Below are 18,410 nucleotides of genomic sequence, written 5' to 3' on the forward strand. Positions count from 1 at the left end.
CCCGCCCCGATGACTGGCCCCTATTAGGTCAGAGTCCGGCCGGATGACCGCGTAGCGTGCGCCCATGGCCGTGAAGAAGAAGACCTCCACCCCGGTCCCCGTACTGACCCCCCGGGCCCTGGGACGCGCGACCCTGGCGCGCCAACTCCTGCTCCGCCGCACCGCGATGAGCGCCGAGAGCGCCGTGCACCACCTCGTCGGGCTCCAGGCGCAGAACGCGAAGCCGCCGTACTACCAGCTCCTCGCCCGGCTGGAGGGATTCGCACCGGCCGAACTCTCCGGGCTCATGGAGTCCCGCGCGGTCGTCCGCATCGTCAGCCTGCGCTCCACCGTCCACACCCACACCGCCGACGACGCCCTGACCCTGCGCCCCCTGGTCCAGCAGGCCCGCAACCGGGAGCTGCGCATGTTCCGCGCCGGGCTGACCGGCGTGGACCTGGACCGGCTCGGCGCGCTCGCCAAGGCGTACGTCGAGGAGGAGCCCCGCACCCCGAAGGAGATCCGCGAACACCTCCTCCTGGAGTGGCCCGACGCCGACCCGCAGTCGCTGAGCACGGCGGCCCGCTGTCTGCTGCCCCTGGTCCAGGTCCCGCCGCGCGGCCTCTGGGGCCGCAGCGGCAAGGTCTCCCTGACCACCGTCGAGCACTGGCTGGGCCGTCCGACCCGCCCCGCCGCCACGACCGACGCCACCGTGCTGCGCTACCTCGGCGCCTTCGGCCCCGCCTCCGTCAGGGACTTCCAGTCCTGGTCGGGACTGACCCGGACCCGGGAGGCCTTCGAACGCCTCCGCCCGGACCTCCTCACCTTCCGTGACGCACACGGCGTCGAACTCTTCGACCTGCCCGACGCCCCCCGCCCCGACGAGGACACCCCCGCCCCGCCGCGCTTCCTGCCCGAATTCGACAACGTCCTCCTCGGTCACGCGGACCGCACCCGTGTCATCCCGCCCCACCTCAAGGGGCGCAACGGGGTCGGCAACCAGTCGTACGGAACGGTCCTGGCCGACGGCTCCCTCGCGGCGATCTGGCGCCACGGCACCGCGACCGGACCGGCGCCCGGGACGCTCACCGTCCAGCCGCTGCGCGCGCTCACCTCCGCCGAGCGCGACGCGGTCACGGAGGAGGCCGCGGCCCTGCTCGCCGCGACGGCGGAGCCGGACGCCCCGGCCACGCCGTACGACGTGCGGTTCGACTCCTTCATCGACTTCGGGGACTGAGCCGCTGCGGACCGGCGGCCGGGCTGGTTGACTCGAAGGAGCCCGCCGCCCCGCCCCGGGACGGCGGGGAGTCACCGTCCGGGTACGGCAGGTCGTGATGGACCGATTGCTCATCGTGGAGGACGACGCCGCGACGGCACTGGCGCTGCGGGAACTGCTCGCGGCCCGGGGGTACGGGGTGCTGTGCGCGGCGGACGGCCGGCAGGGGCTGCGGCTGCTCTTCGCCGAGCGCCCCGCCCTGATGGTGCTGGACCTGCGCCTGCCCGAGCTGGACGGCTGGCAGGTCCTGGCCCGCGCCCGCGACATGAGCGATCTGCCGGTCCTGGTCCTCTCCGGCCTCGACGCGGTCGCCGACCGGGTCCGGGCCCTGCGCGGGGGCGCCGACGACTACCTGGTCAAGCCCTGCGAACCGGAGGAGCTGCTGGCCCGGATCCAGGCCCTGCTGCGCCGCTCCGGGCACCGGGAGTGGACGGGCGACGAGGCGCTGGACGAACTGCGGCTGCTGCCCGAACGGCGTGCCGCCCTCTGGCGCGGCGGCGAGGCCCGGCTCAGCGCCATCGAGTACCGACTGCTCCAGGTGCTCGTCCGCAACCGGGGCCGCGTGGTCACCACCGAACAACTGCTCGACCAGGTCTGGGACGACCCGCTGGCGGTGGGCCGCGACCGGGTCAAGTTCGGCGTGCTCCGGCTGCGCCGCAAACTGCGCGCCGCGGGCGGCCCGGGGGCCGGCGACCCGGTGGAGGTCCTGCGGGGCGTGGGGTACCGCTTCGCGGCCGGGGGGCCTGGGGAGACGTGAGCCCGGGGGCCCGGGAGGCGCGGGATCGCTCGGGGGGCCGGATGCCCGGGGTCCGGATCCCGCGGAGGTCCCGGTGGTCCTGGATGCCCGGGGTCCGGATCTCCGGGAGGTCCCGGTGGTCCTGGATGCCCGGGGTCCGGATCTGCTGGAGGCCCCGGGAGCCCGGAAGGGGCGGGAGGCGCCGGATCCCCCCGGATCCCTCCGGATCCCTCCGGATCCCCCGGATCCCCCGGATCCCCCCCGGAGACCCGGAGACCCGGAGACCCGGTGGTCCTGGAGGCCCGGATCCCCGCAGGCCCGGGAAGCCCGCAGAAACGGGCAGGCCCCGGGAGCCTCTGGAGCCCCGGCCGAAAGCCCCCGGCCGGAAGCCCCCGGCCGGAAGCCCCCGGCCGGAAGCCCCCGGCCGGAAGTCCGGGACCGAAGTCCGGGACCGAAGTCCCGGACCGTGACCCAGGACACACGGCACCTCGTCCGGGACGAACGTCCCGAACCGCCCACGCGGCCCGGACGGCAACGGTCCGGCAACCGTGCCGCACCGTGCGGGGCAACGTTGCCCGGCCATCCTCGGCCGGGACCGCCCGTTCCGCGCGCCACGGCACCGCCGGGGAGGAGACAGGACCATGCACAAGCCGAGGTGGCCCACCGCCCGGCACCTCGACTGCCGGGGCGTCGCGGCCGTGCTGCTCGTCGCGCTGGTGGACGTCCTCCTGGGCGAGGAGGTCAGACTGCTGCCGCTCTACGCGGTCGGCCCGGCCCTCGCCGGCTGCCGTGCCTCGGTGCGCGGGGTGCTGGGCACGGGGCTGTTCGCCGCCTCCCTGGCCACGGTGCTCGCCCTCAACGACGGGATGCTCGACTCGCGCCGGGGCGTCTCCTCACTGCTGGCCATCACCTTCGTCACCCTGTTCTCCGCGGCCGCCGCCCGCACACGGCTGCGCCGCGAATGCCGCCTGGCCGCGGTGAGCGACGTGGCGGACGCCGCCCGGCGGACGATCGTGGCACCCGTGCCGGTGGACCGGGGCCCGGTGCGCATCGCCGCCAGCTACGAATCGGCGGCCGAGGCGGCCGGCATCGGCGGCGACTTCTACGAGGTGGTCCCGGTCGGCGGCGGGGTCCGGATCCTGGTCGGCGACGTCCAGGGCAAGGGCCTGGACGCGGTCGGCGTGGCCGCCGCCGTCCTCGGCGCCTTCCGGGAGAGCGCCCCGGTCGCGGACCGGCTCGACACGGTCGGCGTGAAGCTGTCCTGCGCGCTTCTGCGGCGCGGCGACGAGCGCTTCGTCACCGCCGTCATGGCCGAGGTGACCTGGGACGGCACCATGACGGTCCTGAACTACGGCCACCCCGGACCGCTCGTCGTCCCGGCCTCCGGCGACGTCGTGCGGGCCGATCCGGAACACCCGGGCACCCCGCTCGGTCTGGACGGGCTCATCGAGTGCCGCCCCGGCCGCCACACCCGGGTCCTGTCCGCCGGGGACCGGGTCCTCTTCCACACCGACGGACTCGACGAGACCCGCGACGAGGCCGGCCGCTTCTACCCGCTCCTGGAACGCGGTGCCCTGCTGCGCGGCGGCACCGCCGAGGCCGGGCTGCGGCGGCTGCGCGCGGACGCCTGCCGCCACGCGGCGACCCACTGCGCGGACGACTCGGCCCTCCTGCTCCTCGACTACCGCGAGGAACACGGCCCCCGTCCCCGTACCGCCCCCGCCGATCCGGCCCCGCCCCCGCTCCGCACCACCGACCTCGGCTGCCACGTCTGCGCCGTCACCGACTGCCCCCTCGCCACCCTGCTCCGCTCCCGCGGGGCGTCCGACGACGTCCCGGCGGAGCGCCGGGAGACGACGACGGTCTGACCCGGCCGCCGCGGCCGCCCTACGGCAGCAACCCGGCCCGCCGGGCCGCCACGACCGCCTCCAGACGGGTGTGCGCGCCCAGTTTGCGCATCGCGGAGCGGAGGTAGCCCTTCACGGTCTCCGGGCGCAGCCCCAGCCGCCCGGCCGCCACCGCGTTGGTCGCGCCGGTCGCGACGCAGGCCAGGACGTCGACCTCGCGGGGCGCGAGCTGGACGTCGCGCTGCCCGGGGACCCGCGTCCCCGACGCGGAGGCCAGCCGCCCGCAGACGGCGAGCAGCTCGTCCCGGAGCGCGGGATCGACGACCTTCGGCACCAGGGCGCGCAGTTCGCGATGGGCCTCCCGCACGTCCTCCCAGGCGGCGGGGGAGGCGGAGGGGCCGGCGACCTCCTCCCGGGTCGCCGCGAGGAGCGTCTGCACCTCGTCGCGGACGACGAGCGCCTGCTCCACGTCACGGGCCGCGGCCACGGCCGCGTCGAAGGTGCGGTCACCGAGCGTCAGCGGCTCGCGCAGCGCCCCGTACAGCACGCCCCGGACCCGGCGGCGCACCACGACGGGGACGGCGACCACCGAGCGCAGCCCCTCCGCGGCCACCGCCACGTCGTACTCGTGGCTGATGTGACGGGAGGAGTGGTAGTCGGTGACCGCGCACGGCCGCGAGAGCGCGATCGACTTCCCGCCGAGCCCGCTGCCCGCCGAGATGACCAGCCCGCGCAGGGCGGCGGTCTGCGCCCCGTTCAGCTCCGCGATCCGGGCGTGACGGGCATCGGAGAGCAGCCCGCCGAAGGCCACGGGCAGCCCGCTCGTCCGGCGCAGCCGCAGCAGCGCCGCTTGCATCTCGACCGCATCGCCCGATTCCGGCACGCCGACGTCCCTCCGCCCGGCCCCGGGAGGCTTGCACCCCCCGCGCACCCCCGTTCGGGGGTGGTGAGACCTGAGTCACTGTTTACATGATGTTAAGTGACCGGTCCGGCCCGTATCGAGGGTCCGCAACGAGGAGGGCACATGTCGGCAACCAGTGCGACGGAGACGTTTCGGGCCGCCCGGGACTTCCTGCTGGAGCACCGCGAGGACTACACCGCGGCGTACGAGGGCTTCAGCTGGCCCCGCAGCGAGCACTTCAACTGGGCGCTCGACTGGTTCGACGTCATCGCCGAGGACAACGACCGCACCGCCCTGCACATCGTGGAGGAGGACGGCGACCGCACCGAGGTGTCCTTCGCCCGGATGTCCGCCCGCTCCAACCAGGCGGCGAACTGGCTCCGCGCCCAGGGCGTCCGCGAGGGCGACCGCATCCTGGTGATGCTCGGCAACCAGGTCGAGCTCTGGGAGACCGCGCTGGCCGCCATGAAGCTGCGCGCCGTCGTCATCCCCGCGACGCCGCTGCTCGGCCCCGTCGACCTGCGCGACCGGGTCGACCGCGGCCGGGTCCGCCACGTCCTGGTCCGGGACGCGGACACCGGGAAGTTCGACGAGGTGCCCGGCGACTACACCCGGATCTGCGTCGGCGCCGAGACCGGGGGCTGGCTCTCCTACACCGGGGCCGACGCCCAGCCGGAGACGTTCACGGCCGACCGCGAGACGGACGCCGACGAACCGCTGATGCTCTACTTCACCTCGGGCACCACCGCCAGCCCCAAGCTCGTCGAGCACACCCACGTCTCCTACCCCGTGGGCCACCTCGCGACGATGTACTGGATCGGGCTCCGCCCCGGCGACGTCCACCTCAACATCTCCTCGCCCGGCTGGGCCAAGCACGCCTGGTCGAACCTCTTCGCCCCATGGAACGCCGAGGCGACCGTCTTCATCTACAACTACACGCGCTTCGACGCCGGCCGGCTGATGGCGGAGATGGAACGATCCGGCATCACCAGCTTCTGCGCCCCGCCCACCGTGTGGCGCATGCTCATCCAGGCCGACCTCTCCCAGCTGAAGACCCCGCCCCGCGAGGTCGTCGCGGCCGGCGAACCGCTCAACCCGGAGGTCATCGAGACGGTCCGGCGCGCCTGGGGCGTCACCATCCGCGACGGCTTCGGCCAGACGGAGACCGCCGTCCAGGTCGCGAACTCGCCGGGCCAGGTCCTGAAGACCGGTTCGATGGGCCGCCCCAGCCCCGGCTACCAGGTGGTTCTGCTCGACCCGGTCAGCGGGGAGCCCGGCGCGGTCGAGGGCGAGATCTCGCTCGATCTGTCCGGCCACCCGGTCGGCCTGATGACGGGCTACCACGGCGACCCGGACCGCACCGCCGAGGCCATGGCCGGCGGCTACTACCGCACCGGCGACATCGGCTCCCGCGACGCCGACGGCTACATCACCTATGTCGGCCGGGCGGACGACGTCTTCAAGGCCTCCGACTACAAGATCTCCCCGTTCGAGCTGGAGAGCGCCCTGCTGGAGCACGAGGCCGTCGCCGAGGCCGCCGTCGTGCCCGCCCCCGACCCGGTGCGCCTCGCCGTCCCGAAGGCGTACATCGTCCTCGCCGAGGGCTGGGAGCCCGGACCGGGCACCGCCAAGGTGCTCTTCGAGCACTCCCGGGCCGTGCTCGCCCCGTACAAGCGGGTCCGCCGGCTGGAGTTCGCCGATCTGCCCAAGACCGTCTCCGGAAAGATCCGCCGCATCGAACTGCGCGAGGCCACGGCCCGGGGCGCGGGCACCGAGTACAGCGAGGGGGACCTGGCATGAGCGAGCCGTCGACCGCCCGGCACACCGCGGGCACCGCGTCCCCGCCGCCGTCCTACGCGCACGGCACCGGCACCACACCGCTGCTCGGCGACACCATCGGGCGCAACCTCGACCGCGCGATCGAGGCGTATCCGGACCGGGAGGCGCTGGTCGACGTACCGTCGGGGCGGCGCTGGACGTACGCGGAGTTCGGCGCGGCCGTCGACGAACTGGCCCGCGCGCTGATGGCGTCGGGCGTGGCCAAGGGCGACCGGGTCGGGATCTGGGCGATCAACTGCCCGGAGTGGGTCCTCGTCCAGTACGCGACCGCCCGCATCGGCGCCGTGATGGTCAACATCAACCCCGCCTACCGGGCGCACGAGTTGGAGTACGTGCTCAAGCAGGCCGGGATATCGCTCCTCGTCGCCTCGCTCGCCCACCGCACCAGCGACTACCGGGCCCTGGTCGACGAGGTCCGCTCCGGCTGCCCCGCCCTGCGGGCCGTGCACTACATCGGCGACCCGTCCTGGGACGAACTCCTCGCCGCCGCGCCCGCGGTGAGCCCCGAGCGGCTCGCGGAGCGGGAGGCCGGGCTGTCCTGCGACGACCCGATCAACATCCAGTACACCTCCGGCACCACCGGATTCCCCAAGGGCGCGACGCTCTCCCACCACAACATCCTCAACAACGGCTTCTTCGTGGGGGAACTGGTCGCCTACACCGAGCAGGACCGGGTCTGTCTGCCCGTGCCCTTCTACCACTGCTTCGGCATGGTCATGGGCAACCTCGGCATCACCTCGCACGGCGCCTGCATCGTGATCCCGGCCCCCGCGTTCGAGGCGGGCGCGGTGCTCTCGGCCGTCCAACAGGAGCGCTGCACCTCGCTGTACGGCGTCCCCACCATGTTCATCGCCGAGCTGAACCTGCCCGACTTCTCCTCGTACGACCTCTCCTCGCTGCGCACCGGCATCATGGCCGGATCTCCCTGCCCGGTCGAGGTGATGAAGCGGGTCGTCGCGGAGATGCACATGGACGAGGTGTCCATCTGCTACGGGATGACGGAGACCTCACCGGTCTCGACCCAGACCCGCCGCGACGACGATCTGGAGCGCCGCACCGGGACCGTGGGCCGGGTGATGCCGCACATCGAGGTGAAGGTCGTCGACCCGGTGACCGGGGTGACGCTGCCGCGCGGCGAGTCCGGTGAACTCTGCACCCGGGGCTACAGCGTGATGCTGGGGTACTGGGAGGAGCCGGAGCGGACGGCGGAGGCCATCGACGCCGGGCGCTGGATGCACACGGGCGACCTCGCGGTGATGCGCGAGGACGGCTATGTGCAGATCGTCGGCCGGATCAAGGACATGATCATCCGGGGCGGCGAGAACGTGTACCCGCGCGAGATCGAGGAGTTCCTCTACCGCCACCCCAAGGTCGCCGATGTGCAGGTGGTGGGGGTGGCGGACGAGCGGTACGGCGAGGAGGTCCTGGCCTGCGTCATCCCCGTCGACCCGGCCGATCCGCCGGAGCTGGAGGAGATCCGGGAGTTCTGCCGCGAGCAGCTGGCGCACTACAAGGTTCCGCGTCTGCTCCAGATCATGGACGCCTTCCCGATGACGGTCAGCGGGAAGGTCCGGAAGATCGAACTGCGGGAGAACTACGGGAAGTAGAGGAGACCGGAGGAAGCGGGAGGGGCGCCGTCAGGCGGCTTCTATGACGTCGCCGGCGGTGCCCTGCGTGGCCGCCGCCCATTCGATCAGCAGGACCTCGTACGCCGCGGACTCCACGGGGGACCATTCCCGGCCCGCGCGCGCGTCGACGAGCGCACGGATCGCCTCGTTCGCCTCGACGGCCGCGGGGTGGGCCGGCTGGGCGGGGAAGACGGTGTGCGACGGTGCCGTAGCGGTGGAATGCCGTGGAGTTAAGACCATGTGCCCACTCTAGAGCCCGCCACTGACAACTCACCGAACAAATGTGTCCCCCTGGCTCGAACGTGACCGATTGCACTCAGTGTGGCCGCCCGGTTCCTGTGAGCTGCGGCACGTCACGGCGCATACAGACCCGTGGCCACCGGTCCAGGCCGTGCCGGGCCTCAGCGGCGCGAATGGCGCGCAGGCCCTCGGTGAGTCCGGATTCGTTCGGTCGGGCCGAGTCCCGACCGTCCGGGCGACCGGGACCGGACCCGTCCAGGACGCGGAAGCCGAGCCGGGCGTAGTACGGGGCGTTCCACGGGACGTCCCTGAACGTGGTCAGGGTCAGCGCCTCCAGCCCCTCGCGCACCGCCCACCGTTCGGCGTCGTCGATGAGCGCGCGGCCCAGCCCGCGCCGGGCGGCCGACGGATGGACGGAGACCTGCTCGACATGGGCGCAGCCGTCGACCCGGTCGACGAGCAGATAGCCGAGCGGCCGGTCGTCGTCGCCGGTGACCACCCGGGCGCGGCCGTCCGCGCGGTAGGCGTCCAGCAGATCCAGCGGCGGGGGAGCGTCGTCGGCCACGGCCGCCATGCCGAGGGCGCGGAACGGTTCGCCGGCGGCGCGTTCGATGTCCTGGAGCAGGGCGAGGTCGGTGCTGCGGGCGGTACGGATGCGCATGCTCCGAGTATCCCGCCCGCCGCCGGCGGGGCGACGGGCGCCCGGCTCAGGGGCCGGTGCCGAGCAGATCGTCGGCCGGGCCGTTGAGCGGGCGCGGCCGGCCCGTCAGATCCATCGTGAAGAGCGGGACGCCGAGTGCGTCGGCCCGTTCCCTGGCGTCCGGGGCGTACCCCGCGAGCGAGAAGAACACCCCGGTCACCGAGGAGTTGAGCGCGTGGAGCCACAGGCACTCGACATCGCGCCGGGTGCTGGTCCGGGTGGTGGCGTCGACCTGGGCGATCGCCCCGGCCGCCCGCAGGTCGATCCGTGACGCCGGGCGTCCGGCGGGCCGGGTCACGTCGCGGTAGCCCAGCCAGGCCAGATACCGCGCGGCGGTGCCGACCGCGTCCCGCGCGGAGCGGATGGCCACCGGCCGGAAGGGCGGGCGGGGCGCCGGGGCGGTGCGGGGGAGCGGGATGTGGGAGGGGCCGGTGGCGTTCGCTCTGCCCGTGGGGCCGGTTCGGCCCGTCCGGGAAGGGCTGGAGGGGCCGGAAGGGTCGGGAGTGGCCGCGGGGCCGGGGGAGCCGGAAGGGTCGGAGGTGGCCGCGGGGCCGGAGGTTCCTGCGGGACGGCCGGGGGTTGCTGCGGGACGGCCGGGGGCGGCCACGGGCCGGACGGGGAGGCGCAGCACGGTTCCGCACGGGCAGCACAGCTCGGGCTGCGGCCACTGGTCGTGCCGGCCGCAGCTGAGACAGCGCACGGTGACCCAGTCGTCGGTCCAGGTGCGGTGGGTGACCGGGGCGACGGGCGCGCCGCGCAGCAGCGGCGGGACGGCCGGGGCGCCGCAGGGGCAGGTGTAGGCGGGCGGGACGTACGCGTGGTCGCGGCGGCAGGCCGGGCACCGTACCGGAACCGCTCCTTCCAGCTGTTCCCTGCGCTCCCCCTCGTCCACCGCGGGCTCCTTCCGGCACGCGGACGCGGCCGGCCCCCGCCGTCCGGGGCGGCTCCGCTCCGTGCCCCATGCTCCACCAAGAGCGATGCCTTGGGCAGGGAGTTGAGCCACTTCGCCGCCACGGCCCGCGCCTGCGCGGAGGCCGCCGTCCTCCCTTGACGCCCGTCCGGACGGACTTTACATTGACTTCCGTATAACAGAATCAAACTTCCGTGATGCGGAATTGGTGCTCTCAGGTGGCGCGACAGAGCCCGACTCCACCCAGGTCCGAGCAGGAGCACTCAATGCCTCGAATGACCGCTGCCCGCGCGGCAGTCGAAATCCTCAAGCGCGAGGGCGTCAGCAACGCGTTCGGTGTGCCGGGCGCCGCGATCAACCCCTTCTACGCGGCGCTCAAGGCGGCCGGCGGGGTTCATCACACGCTCGCCCGCCACGTCGAGGGCGCCTCCCACATGGCGGAGGGCTACACCCGGGCCCGCCCGGGGAACATCGGCGTCTGCATCGGTACGTCGGGCCCGGCCGGCACCGACATGATCACGGGCCTGTACTCCGCGATCGCCGACTCGATCCCGATCCTCTGCATCACCGGCCAGGCCCCGACCGCCGTCCTCCACAAGGAGGACTTCCAGGCCGTCGACATCGCCTCGATCGCCGCCCCGGTCACCAAGGCCGCCACCACGGTCCTGGAGGCCGCCCAGGTCCCCGGCGTCTTCCAGCAGGCCTTCCATCTGATGCGCACGGGCCGCCCCGGCCCGGTCCTCATCGACCTCCCGATCGACGTCCAGCTCACCGAGATCGAGTTCGACCCCGATCTCTACGAGCCGCTACCGGTCCACAAGCCCGCCGCGTCCCGCAAGCAGATCGAGCGCGCGCTCGACCTGCTGAACGCCTCCGAGCGCCCGCTCCTCGTCGCGGGCGGCGGCATCATCAACGCGGACGCCTCGGACCTCCTCGTCGAGTTCGCCGAACTCACCGGCGTCCCCGTCGTCCCCACCCTCATGGGCTGGGGCACCCTCCCCGACGACCACGCGCTCAACGCCGGCATGGTCGGCCTCCAGACCTCCCACCGCTACGGCAACGCGAACTTCCTCGAATCCGACTTCGTCCTCGGCATCGGCAACCGCTGGGCCAACCGCCACACCGGCAAACTCGACGTCTACACACAGGGCCGCACCTTCGTCCACGTCGACATCGCGCCCACCCAGATCGGCAAGATCTTCGCCCCGGACCTCGGCATCGTCTCCGACGCGAAGGCGGCCCTCGAACTCTTCGTGGAGGTCGCGCGCGAACGGAGGACGGCGGGCCGTCTGAAGGACCGCTCGACCTGGGCCGCCACCACCCAGGAACGCCGCGCGACCCTCCAGCGCCGCACCCACTTCGACAACGTCCCCCTGAAGCCCCAGCGCGTCTACGAGGAGATGAACCGCGCCTTCGGCCCGGAGACCCGGTACGTCACCACGATCGGCCTCTCCCAGATCGCCGGCGCCCAGATGCTCCACGTCCACCGCCCCCGCCACTGGATCAACTGCGGCCAGGCGGGCCCCCTCGGCTGGACCATCCCGGCCGCCCTCGGCGTCGCCACCGCCGACCCCGACGGCTCCGTCGTCGCCCTCTCCGGCGACTACGACTTCCAGTTCATGCTGGAGGAACTGGCGGTGGGCGCCCAGCACCGCATCCCCTACGTCCACGTCCTCGTCAACAACTCCTACCTCGGCCTCATCCGCCAGGCCCAGCGCAACTTCGACATCGACTTCCAGGTCAACCTGGAGTTCGAGAACCTCAACTCCCCGGAACTCGGCGTCTACGGCGTCGACCACGTCAAGGTCGTCGAAGGCCTCGGCTGCAAGGCCATCCGCGTGACGGAACCCGACGCCCTCCTCCCCGCCTTCGAGGAGGCCAAGAAGCTGGCGGCGGAATTCCGCGTCCCGGTCGTCGTCGAGGCCATCCTGGAACGCGTCACCAACATCGCGATGAGCGGCACGGACATCGCCTCGGTGAACGAGTTCGAGGACCTGGCGACGGAACCGGGTCACGCGCCCACGGCGATCAGGCCGTTGGCGACGGGCTGAGTCCGGCGGGCCGCGGTCACGGTGGTCCCGGGGGTGGGTGCGGAGGTCCGCAGGCACCCCCGGGACGACGTGTCGGCCCGGGGCACGGAAGCCCGACGGCCAAGTGACGTGTACCGGGGGAGGTCAGTTCGAGTCCCGGAGCGCCCTCACCGTCACCAGCCGGGATTCGGCAAGAAGGCATTCCTCCCCCGACTGCGTTCTCCCGATCAGACCGTGGTCGAAGAAGCCCCCAAGGCCGTCAAGAAGATCACCGATGACGATGACGATGACGATGACGATGACGAACGACTGGCCTTCTGCGACTTCCCCGCCGAGCACTGGGTCCGCCTGAGGACGACCAACCCGATCGAGTCGACCTTCGCGACCGTCCGTCTGCGGACCAAGGTCACCAAAGGGGCCGGCTCACGAGCGGCCGCACTTGCGAGGGTGTTCAAGCTCGTCGAGTCGGCCCAGGCCCGCTGGCGGGCCGTGAATGCACCCCACCTCGTTGCCCTCGTCCGAGTCGGAGACCGCTTCGAACGCGGCTACCCCGGGGAACGGCCGCAGACGACCGCAGCATGAATCATGAACAGGGTGGCAGACCTGCCTCAAAGTTCGAGATCATCCGATCATGTCGGATGACACGCCAGGACAGGACCTCCCAGCCGGCTTCGGGTTCCGGCCGTATCGGGGCGACGAGGACCACGGCGCCATGGCCGCGGTGCGGCTGGATTGTGTCGAACGGGACCGGGTCGACGCCCGTTCGGTTGTGGAAGGGCTCCCGACAGCCGCCGAGATCGCCGAGGCCTCTGCCAAGCTGGACGAGCCGTCCAAGAACCAGGTTCTGGTGGTGCGCGACGGGAGCGTCGTCGGCTACTCGACCATCCGGTGGTGGCAGGAGCGGGACGATACGTGGCTGTACCTGCACCGCGGTTACCTCTTGCCCGAGCATCGCGGCCAGGGGATCGGCTCAGCCATGCTGCGCTGGGCCGAAGAGCGGATCCGCCAGCTCGTCGAAGAACATGGAACGGCGCGGACGGCAGTGATCGGTGCGAACGCCATGGCCTCCGAGCAGGACGCCACGGCGCTCCTGCGCGCAGCCGGCTACCGACGTGTGTTCAGTCTGGTCGAGCTGGAGCTGGGCGATCTGCAGCAGGTGCCCGAGCCGGCCAGCGAACTCCCCGCCGGGATACGGACGGGGCCGATCGGGACCAGCCACTACCGCGCGGCCTGGAGTACGGTCGTCGATTCGTATGCGGACACCGGTTTCACTCAGAAATGGTCCTTCCAGGACTTCGTCGACACCGCCGACCCGGCATGTTGGAGGGCTGCCTGGAACGGGCAGGACATGCTCGGCGTGGCCCTGTGCTCCATCCGCGGCCACGACCGCACCGTGGGCGAGGTCGAAGAGCTGAGTGTCCGAGCGGACCAGCGACGCCTCGGAATCGGCCGGATCCTGCTGCTGGACGGGCTGCGAAGCCTTCGCGAGCAGGGTGCAACGACTGCCAGGTTGTACACGGGCACGGCAAATCCGCACCGATCCTACGATCTCTACGAGAGCGTGGGGTTCCGGAGACAGAACGAGTATGTCCGCTACCGCAAGCCGCTCGCTTGATCGACCGGTCATGGGACTGTCCGGTCGGTCCACAGAATCTGACCATTCCTCGTCGCCATCGCTGCATCTGCGTGAGGGATGGACAGCGAGCCCTTTCCATCCTGCGGTGGGCAGACGTGAAGATGCCGATCGCTTCGCGTGCTCAGGCGCCGGAGTGCAGCCGATCAGTGCTGGTCTTCTCGTTCTTCCGGCGGGCCGGTCCGGGCCATGCGGAGGTTCGGCAGTTTGTCCCGCCACAGGTGCCGCTCGCCGGTGTTTTCGAACCCGTAGCGCCGGTAGAAGTTGATGGCCCGCTCGTTGTAGGCGGTCACCCACAGGCGGATGGGCGCGTCGTCGGCCCAGGCGAGGAATGCCGTCATCAAGTCGCGCCCGATGCTTCGGCCCTGCGCCTGGGGCAGCAGGTACATCGGTCCGAGACTGAACGCCTCGTCGCGGCGCCCGCACAGGAAGCCGATGATCTCGTCCCCCTGGCGCACGACACGGCAGAAGAGATGGGCGGGCCGGCGCTCAGCCTCCTCGATGAACTCCCGCCACTGGGCAACGCCCTCGTCGGTGACCACATTGCCGCGCTGCGCCCGGATCCATGCCTCGTCGATCCCTGCGTCCTGGTTGGGATACGTCAGGAGCCAGGCCGCCAGGAGCGTGTGGGCGAGGGCTGGGGCGTCCTCCACTCGGGGGGTGTCGATCACGAAGTCCACCTGGGCATTGTCCAGCGTGGTCCTTCGGGTTGTCTTGCGGTATTCGTCGCGTGGCGGACGCCATCGCCCCTGAGACGGCAGTCGCGGAGGAACTTCCAGCGCCGGTAGGCCGCCACCTGCCGGCTGCGACCCCAAGGCCCTCAATCTTGCGCGAGAGGGCCGTCCTCTCCACAGCATGACGGCTTCGGCGCCGGACGCCTGGCGCACCGATGAGTTCTCTGCGCTGCGGACGTCCTATGGGAAGTAACGCACACACCAGCGGTACGGCCCCTACGTGAACCGGAGAGAGAAACATGGCAACAGCGCGAGAGCAGTCGGCCGGAGCCGAGGCCCGCGTCGTCTCCGCCGACGGCACCGAGATCGCGTTCGAGCTGTCGGGCAGCGGTCCGGCCGTCGTCCTGGTCGCCTCGGCATTGGCGGACCGCTCGGACACGACCAAGCTCGCGGCCCTCCTCGCCCAGCACTTCACGGTCATCAACTACGACCGGCGCGGGCGGGGTGCCAGCGGTGACACTCTTGATTACGCCCCTGACCGCGAGATTGAAGACATCGTCGCGTTGGTCGAACACGTCGGCGGTTCGGCGTCGCTGTTCGGGTCGTCCTCCGGAGCGGTGCTTGCCCTGCGCGCGGCCGCGGCCGGAGTGAACGTCGACCGCTTGGCTCTGTACGAACCGCCGTTCGTGGTCGCCGAGGGCGACGACGGACCGCCCAAGGATCTCGCGCAGCAGATCACCGCGCTCCTTGCGGAAGGCCGGCACGGCGACGCGGTCACGTACTTCATGACAAGGGTGCAGGGCATGCCCGGCATCGCCGTGTTCTTCATCAGGCTCATGCCGAAGATGTGGGCAAACCTCACCAGGCTGGCCCGCACCCTGCCCTACGACATCGCGGTCATGGGCGATACCCAGCAGGGCAAGCCGCTCGATCCGGAGGAGTGGAAAGGGGTGGGCATACGCACCCGCGTGCTGACCGGTGGCAAGAGCCCGGCCGCATTCCGGCGCGCCGCCCTCGCCGTCACCGAGATCCTGCCGCAGGCCGACCACCGCACCCTGCCCGGACTCAACCACGGCGCCGTCGTCATGGCCCCGAAGAAGATCGCCCCGCAGATCATCGAGTTCATCCAGGGATGAGCCGGTCGTTCGAGCGGTTCGGCGGCGCTTGGCACCTCTCCTGGCACCTGGAGAGGAGTGCGACCCACCCGCGACTGGCCGCCGAACACCCGAACGACCGCAACGTACGGGACAGCCTTCGGGCGAACCCGATTGATGAGCGCCTGCGCGCCCTAACCGCTCTGGGGAGAGCGGGTCTGATGGCATGACTGATGGTCACAGCAGATGAAGATTGGGGGCCTGCGCGGCATCCAGGAATGCGGGCATCGCCACAACCGTCACGCCGGCGCCTTCAAGCGTCTCGGTCCCATTCGCCCCGGCGACGAACGTGTCCGGCTCACTCCATGCCGTGACGACGCGTCGCAGACCGGCCTCTTTGATGAGCTGGGCACAGGGGCGAGGGCGGGACGCGCGTTTCGCGCAGGGTTCCAGGGAGCTGTAGATCGTGGCGTCGGTGAGGCGGGGATCCTGGGGAGCCAGCCTGGCCAGGGCGGCTTCCTCGGCATGGTCGTGGGGATCGCTCTCCCGGGAGTGGCCGCGGGCAAGCTCGGTCCCGTCTGCGGCGACGATGACGGCCCCCACACTGAACGCGGTGTCCGACGGCGGGCACAGCGAGGCGAGTGCGCAAGCGAGGCCGAGCCATCTGCCATCGGCCGCGTTCGGCTCGCGGCCGGTGCCCGGGGCATCGGGCGAAGGGTGCGTGGTGCTCATCGTGGCTCCGTCGAGGTGTCCTTGGGGGCGTACCTCAGGAGTACCACGTCGCCGATCTGACGCGTCTCCAGCAGCCGAAGTCGCGCGTCGGGGCCGCCCGGGTAGTGGGCGGCGCCGAGCATGCGTACGGCGTCCGGCTGGCCGACGAGCAGCGGGGCGACCACGAGGTGGAGTTCGTCGGCCAAGCCCGCCGCCAGGAGCTGGGTGTGAACGGTTCCGCCGCCTTCCACCATGAGCCGCTCGATGCCGTACACCTCGCCCAGGATGTCGAGAGCGGCCGGCCATCCGTCCTCGGTGGGGATGGTGGCGACCGTCGCCAGGTTGCCGAGGGCGGCACGGGCCTTGCCAGTGGCCGCGTCGCCGGCGGCCAGGACGAGCTTGTCCCCGCCGTGGTGCCAGAACTTCCAGTCCGGATCGAGGTCTCCCGTTGCGGTGACGGTGACCTTCAACGGGTACTCCGACCGGCCGGAAGCCAGCCGGGCCGCCCTGCGCTGTGCCGAGTTGACCAGGAGGCGTGGGTTGTCGGCGCGTAGCGTCCCGGCGCCGACGAGGATGGCGTCGACGCTGGCCCGTACTGAGTCGACCCGGTCGAAGTCCGCCTTGTTGGACAGCATGAGTCGGTCCTCGCCCGGACGGGTGTCGAGGTGGCCGTCGATCGATACGGCTGCTGAGAGCAGGACGTACGGGCGTGGCATGGGGGTCTCCAGGATTCCGGCGTCGGTGGGTCAGGCAGGGTGCAGGACGATGCGGTCGAGCGCGGCTCGGAATTCGTCGACGCCGTCCTCACCTGTTGCGGGGGCCAATGCATGGTCGAGCCGGTCGAGTTGTTTGTAGATGCGCGCGGAACCGGTCTCGGCGGCGATCCCCACAGCCTGTGTTCCGATGCGAGCGGCCAGGACCACGTTTCCGGCTCCCGCGTGCGCGCGTGCAGCACGAGCCAGGTAGACGCCGCGGTCTCGCCGATAGGTGGCCGGAAGCCCTGCAATAGCGTTGTCGAAGCCGATTGCCGCCTGTTCGAAGTCACCCAAGGCAGCAAGAGAGCGGGCGCGGGCGGTATCGATGTACGCCGCATCGAGCCAAGAGCCCCATACCGAGTCGGCGTCCGCACGACCCAGAAGCGTGAATGCGGTGTCGTACGCTCGCTGTGCTTCACCGCCTTCGCCCAGCACGGCGTGGGCATGCGCCTCGTGCACGACGGCGATGACTTCGAGGCGGCTTCCTGAAGGCGCAGTACGCCGGGCGGCGGCAGCGAGCCCGAGTGCGTCGGCCGCGTATCCCGTATCGACCGCGAGTTGGGCCTTGCGTCCGAGGACGTACGCGGTGAGGCCGGTGTCACCGGTGATGTGGGAGGCGTCGAGCGCCTTGGCGGTGTGTCCGTGGGCGGCGCGGTCGTCACCCATGTCCTGGGCGAACCAGCCTCCCAGTTCCTCGTACCGCGTCTCCAGAGAGAGAAGCCTTGTCGCATCGGTTCCGCGTGCGGATCGGCGGCGGATCGAGAGCGCGGCGAGATGCTGTTGCAACGCGGGCAGTAGATATCGAGGGCCGATCAGATTGTCCGTCTGGATCATGACTCGGCGGAGTTGGGAGAAGTGCTCCAGAGGAGACCCCATGTCGGCGGGTTCGTCAGCGGCTGCCGCTCTTGTGGGAAGAGCCGTTGAGGCCAGGCCGGCGAGCCCGGAGGCAAGGACAACGCGGCGGGGCACGGGCACGAAGCGGATCCTTCCATTGATACGAGCCGGTACGACGACCAGGTCCGTGTCGCCCTCGCCCAAGCCTGCCTGCTCGTAGGGACTCAGAACCAGGGGCTTCGCATGCATGGCCCCATGCCTACGGGGCCTGGCCCCATGAACCGACGTCTCGGCCATGGACACCGAAGCGGAGCCGTTGCTCAGGGCCTCAAGTTCGGCCCTCTCCCAACCACGTACCAATGCACCGGCAGCATCCAGTGCCTTGTCGAGACGCACGGCGGCGGAGCGTGGAACGGGACGTTCGGCACGCTCGAAGCGCCCGATGTGGGAGCGGTCGAGCAACGCCCTTCGGGCGAGTACCTGCTGAGCGAGTCCGCGGGCTTCACGGAACTGACGTAACTCGTAACCCCAGCGGTGCCACGGGCCGGCATCGGGTGTCAGTTCATTCGGCCGCTGCCCCATGGTTCCTCCTCTCGTGTTGCGACGGATTGGTTGGCGTCGAC

The 18,410-nt window shown here is 71.5% G+C and carries 14 protein-coding genes and 2 pseudogenes; 9 read left to right on the forward strand and 7 right to left on the reverse strand.

Annotation, left to right across the window (positions count from 1 at the left end; genetic code table 11):
• Positions 1–64 precede the first annotated feature (64 nt).
• The 3 genes from ACZ4FH_RS07070 to ACZ4FH_RS07080 all read left to right on the forward strand — a co-directional run bounded on the left by ACZ4FH_RS07070 (position 65) and on the right by ACZ4FH_RS07080 (position 3,859).
• Positions 65–1,216 (forward strand): winged helix DNA-binding domain-containing protein, encoded by a 1,152-nt coding sequence (locus tag ACZ4FH_RS07070; protein WP_467302910.1) that lies wholly within the window; start codon positions 65–67, stop codon positions 1,214–1,216.
• A 97-nt stretch (positions 1,217–1,313) separates the two neighbouring features.
• Positions 1,314–2,012: a response regulator transcription factor gene (locus ACZ4FH_RS07075; RefSeq protein ID WP_467302911.1), complete on the forward strand. Its 699-nt coding sequence runs from the start codon at positions 1,314–1,316 to the stop codon at positions 2,010–2,012.
• A 620-nt stretch (positions 2,013–2,632) separates the two neighbouring features.
• On the forward strand, positions 2,633–3,859 hold the full coding sequence (locus ACZ4FH_RS07080) for a PP2C family protein-serine/threonine phosphatase (RefSeq protein WP_467302913.1): 1,227 nt from the start codon (positions 2,633–2,635) through the stop codon (positions 3,857–3,859).
• Positions 3,860–3,878: 19 nt separating this feature from the next.
• On the opposite strand, the gene ACZ4FH_RS07085 is transcribed toward ACZ4FH_RS07080, so the two are convergent.
• Positions 3,879–4,721 carry a response regulator transcription factor gene (locus ACZ4FH_RS07085; RefSeq protein ID WP_467302915.1) on the reverse strand — a complete coding sequence of 281 codons (843 nt, stop codon included), beginning with the start codon at positions 4,719–4,721 and terminating at the stop codon, positions 3,879–3,881.
• A 141-nt stretch (positions 4,722–4,862) separates the two neighbouring features.
• Here ACZ4FH_RS07085 and ACZ4FH_RS07090 point away from each other — a divergent pair, with 141 nt between their 5' ends.
• Positions 4,863–6,539, forward strand: a complete 1,677-nt coding sequence (locus ACZ4FH_RS07090; RefSeq protein ID WP_467302917.1) for an AMP-binding protein — start codon at positions 4,863–4,865, stop codon at positions 6,537–6,539.
• Positions 6,536–8,185, forward strand: coding sequence for an AMP-binding protein (locus ACZ4FH_RS07095; RefSeq protein ID WP_467302918.1), 1,650 nt, complete (start codon positions 6,536–6,538; stop codon positions 8,183–8,185). Before ACZ4FH_RS07090 ends, ACZ4FH_RS07095 begins: the two co-directional genes overlap by 4 nt.
• A 30-nt stretch (positions 8,186–8,215) precedes the next feature.
• Here ACZ4FH_RS07095 and ACZ4FH_RS07100 read toward each other — a convergent pair whose 3' ends face one another.
• From ACZ4FH_RS07100 to ACZ4FH_RS07110, 3 genes are all read right to left on the reverse strand, one after another.
• The gene (locus ACZ4FH_RS07100) at positions 8,216–8,446 is read right to left on the reverse strand and encodes a hypothetical protein (protein WP_467302919.1); all 231 of its coding nucleotides are present in this window, start codon (positions 8,444–8,446) and stop codon (positions 8,216–8,218) included.
• Between the two features lie 76 nt (positions 8,447–8,522).
• Positions 8,523–9,107, reverse strand: coding sequence for a GNAT family N-acetyltransferase (locus tag ACZ4FH_RS07105; protein ID WP_467302920.1), 585 nt, complete (start codon positions 9,105–9,107; stop codon positions 8,523–8,525).
• A gap of 46 nt (positions 9,108–9,153) precedes the next feature.
• Entirely contained in the window at positions 9,154–10,038 is an 885-nt protein-coding gene (locus ACZ4FH_RS07110; protein ID WP_467302922.1) for a hypothetical protein, read from the reverse strand.
• A gap of 284 nt (positions 10,039–10,322) precedes the next feature.
• Here ACZ4FH_RS07110 and gcl point away from each other — a divergent pair, with 284 nt between their 5' ends.
• The 3 genes and pseudogenes from gcl to ACZ4FH_RS07125 all read left to right on the forward strand — a co-directional run bounded on the left by gcl (position 10,323) and on the right by ACZ4FH_RS07125 (position 13,701).
• Positions 10,323–12,107: a glyoxylate carboligase gene (gene gcl, locus ACZ4FH_RS07115; RefSeq protein ID WP_467302923.1), complete on the forward strand. Its 1,785-nt coding sequence runs from the start codon at positions 10,323–10,325 to the stop codon at positions 12,105–12,107.
• Between the two features lie 228 nt (positions 12,108–12,335).
• Positions 12,336–12,668 (forward strand): annotated as a pseudogene (locus ACZ4FH_RS07120) (transposase); the annotation flags it as partial.
• A 49-nt stretch (positions 12,669–12,717) separates the two neighbouring features.
• Complete coding sequence (locus ACZ4FH_RS07125) at positions 12,718–13,701, forward strand: GNAT family N-acetyltransferase (RefSeq protein ID WP_467302924.1); 984 nt, start codon at positions 12,718–12,720, stop codon at positions 13,699–13,701.
• A 164-nt stretch (positions 13,702–13,865) separates the two neighbouring features.
• Here ACZ4FH_RS07125 and ACZ4FH_RS07130 read toward each other — a convergent pair whose 3' ends face one another.
• On the reverse strand, positions 13,866–14,399 hold the full coding sequence (locus tag ACZ4FH_RS07130) for a GNAT family N-acetyltransferase (protein ID WP_467302926.1): 534 nt from the start codon (positions 14,397–14,399) through the stop codon (positions 13,866–13,868).
• A 293-nt stretch (positions 14,400–14,692) separates the two neighbouring features.
• On the opposite strand from ACZ4FH_RS07130, the gene ACZ4FH_RS07135 reads away from it, so the two are divergent.
• Entirely contained in the window at positions 14,693–15,529 is an 837-nt protein-coding gene (locus tag ACZ4FH_RS07135; protein WP_467302927.1) for an alpha/beta fold hydrolase, read from the forward strand.
• 195 nt (positions 15,530–15,724) lie between these two features.
• On the opposite strand, the pseudogene ACZ4FH_RS07140 reads toward ACZ4FH_RS07135, so the two are convergent.
• Both ACZ4FH_RS07140 and ACZ4FH_RS07145 read right to left on the reverse strand, forming a co-directional pair.
• A pseudogene (locus tag ACZ4FH_RS07140) lies at positions 15,725–16,914 on the reverse strand (dihydrofolate reductase family protein).
• Between the two features lie 30 nt (positions 16,915–16,944).
• Positions 16,945–18,369 carry a helix-turn-helix domain-containing protein gene (locus ACZ4FH_RS07145; protein ID WP_467302929.1) on the reverse strand — a complete coding sequence of 475 codons (1,425 nt, stop codon included), beginning with the start codon at positions 18,367–18,369 and terminating at the stop codon, positions 16,945–16,947.
• Between the last annotated feature and the right edge of the window lie 41 nt (positions 18,370–18,410).

This window comes from Streptomyces sp. NPDC024555 (assembly GCF_055559335.1).

Bases quoted from the DNA above. Each gene is read 5' to 3' on its own strand.
- ACZ4FH_RS07090 (WP_467302917.1), top strand. From the start codon at position 4,863: ATGTCGGCAACCAGTGCGACGGAGACGTTTCGGGCCGCCCGGGACTTC.
- ACZ4FH_RS07135 (WP_467302927.1), top strand. From the start codon at position 14,693: ATGGCAACAGCGCGAGAGCAGTCGGCCGGAGCCGAGGCCCGCGTCGTC.
- ACZ4FH_RS07070 (WP_467302910.1), top strand. From the start codon at position 65: ATGGCCGTGAAGAAGAAGACCTCCACCCCGGTCCCCGTACTGACCCCC.
- ACZ4FH_RS07075 (WP_467302911.1), top strand. From the start codon at position 1,314: ATGGACCGATTGCTCATCGTGGAGGACGACGCCGCGACGGCACTGGCG.
- ACZ4FH_RS07100 (WP_467302919.1), bottom strand. From the start codon at position 8,446: ATGGTCTTAACTCCACGGCATTCCACCGCTACGGCACCGTCGCACACC.
- ACZ4FH_RS07080 (WP_467302913.1), top strand. From the start codon at position 2,633: ATGCACAAGCCGAGGTGGCCCACCGCCCGGCACCTCGACTGCCGGGGC.
- ACZ4FH_RS07125 (WP_467302924.1), top strand. From the start codon at position 12,718: ATGTCGGATGACACGCCAGGACAGGACCTCCCAGCCGGCTTCGGGTTC.
- gcl (WP_467302923.1), top strand. From the start codon at position 10,323: ATGCCTCGAATGACCGCTGCCCGCGCGGCAGTCGAAATCCTCAAGCGC.
- ACZ4FH_RS07145 (WP_467302929.1), bottom strand. From the start codon at position 18,369: ATGGGGCAGCGGCCGAATGAACTGACACCCGATGCCGGCCCGTGGCAC.
- ACZ4FH_RS07105 (WP_467302920.1), bottom strand. From the start codon at position 9,107: ATGCGCATCCGTACCGCCCGCAGCACCGACCTCGCCCTGCTCCAGGAC.
- ACZ4FH_RS07095 (WP_467302918.1), top strand. From the start codon at position 6,536: ATGAGCGAGCCGTCGACCGCCCGGCACACCGCGGGCACCGCGTCCCCG.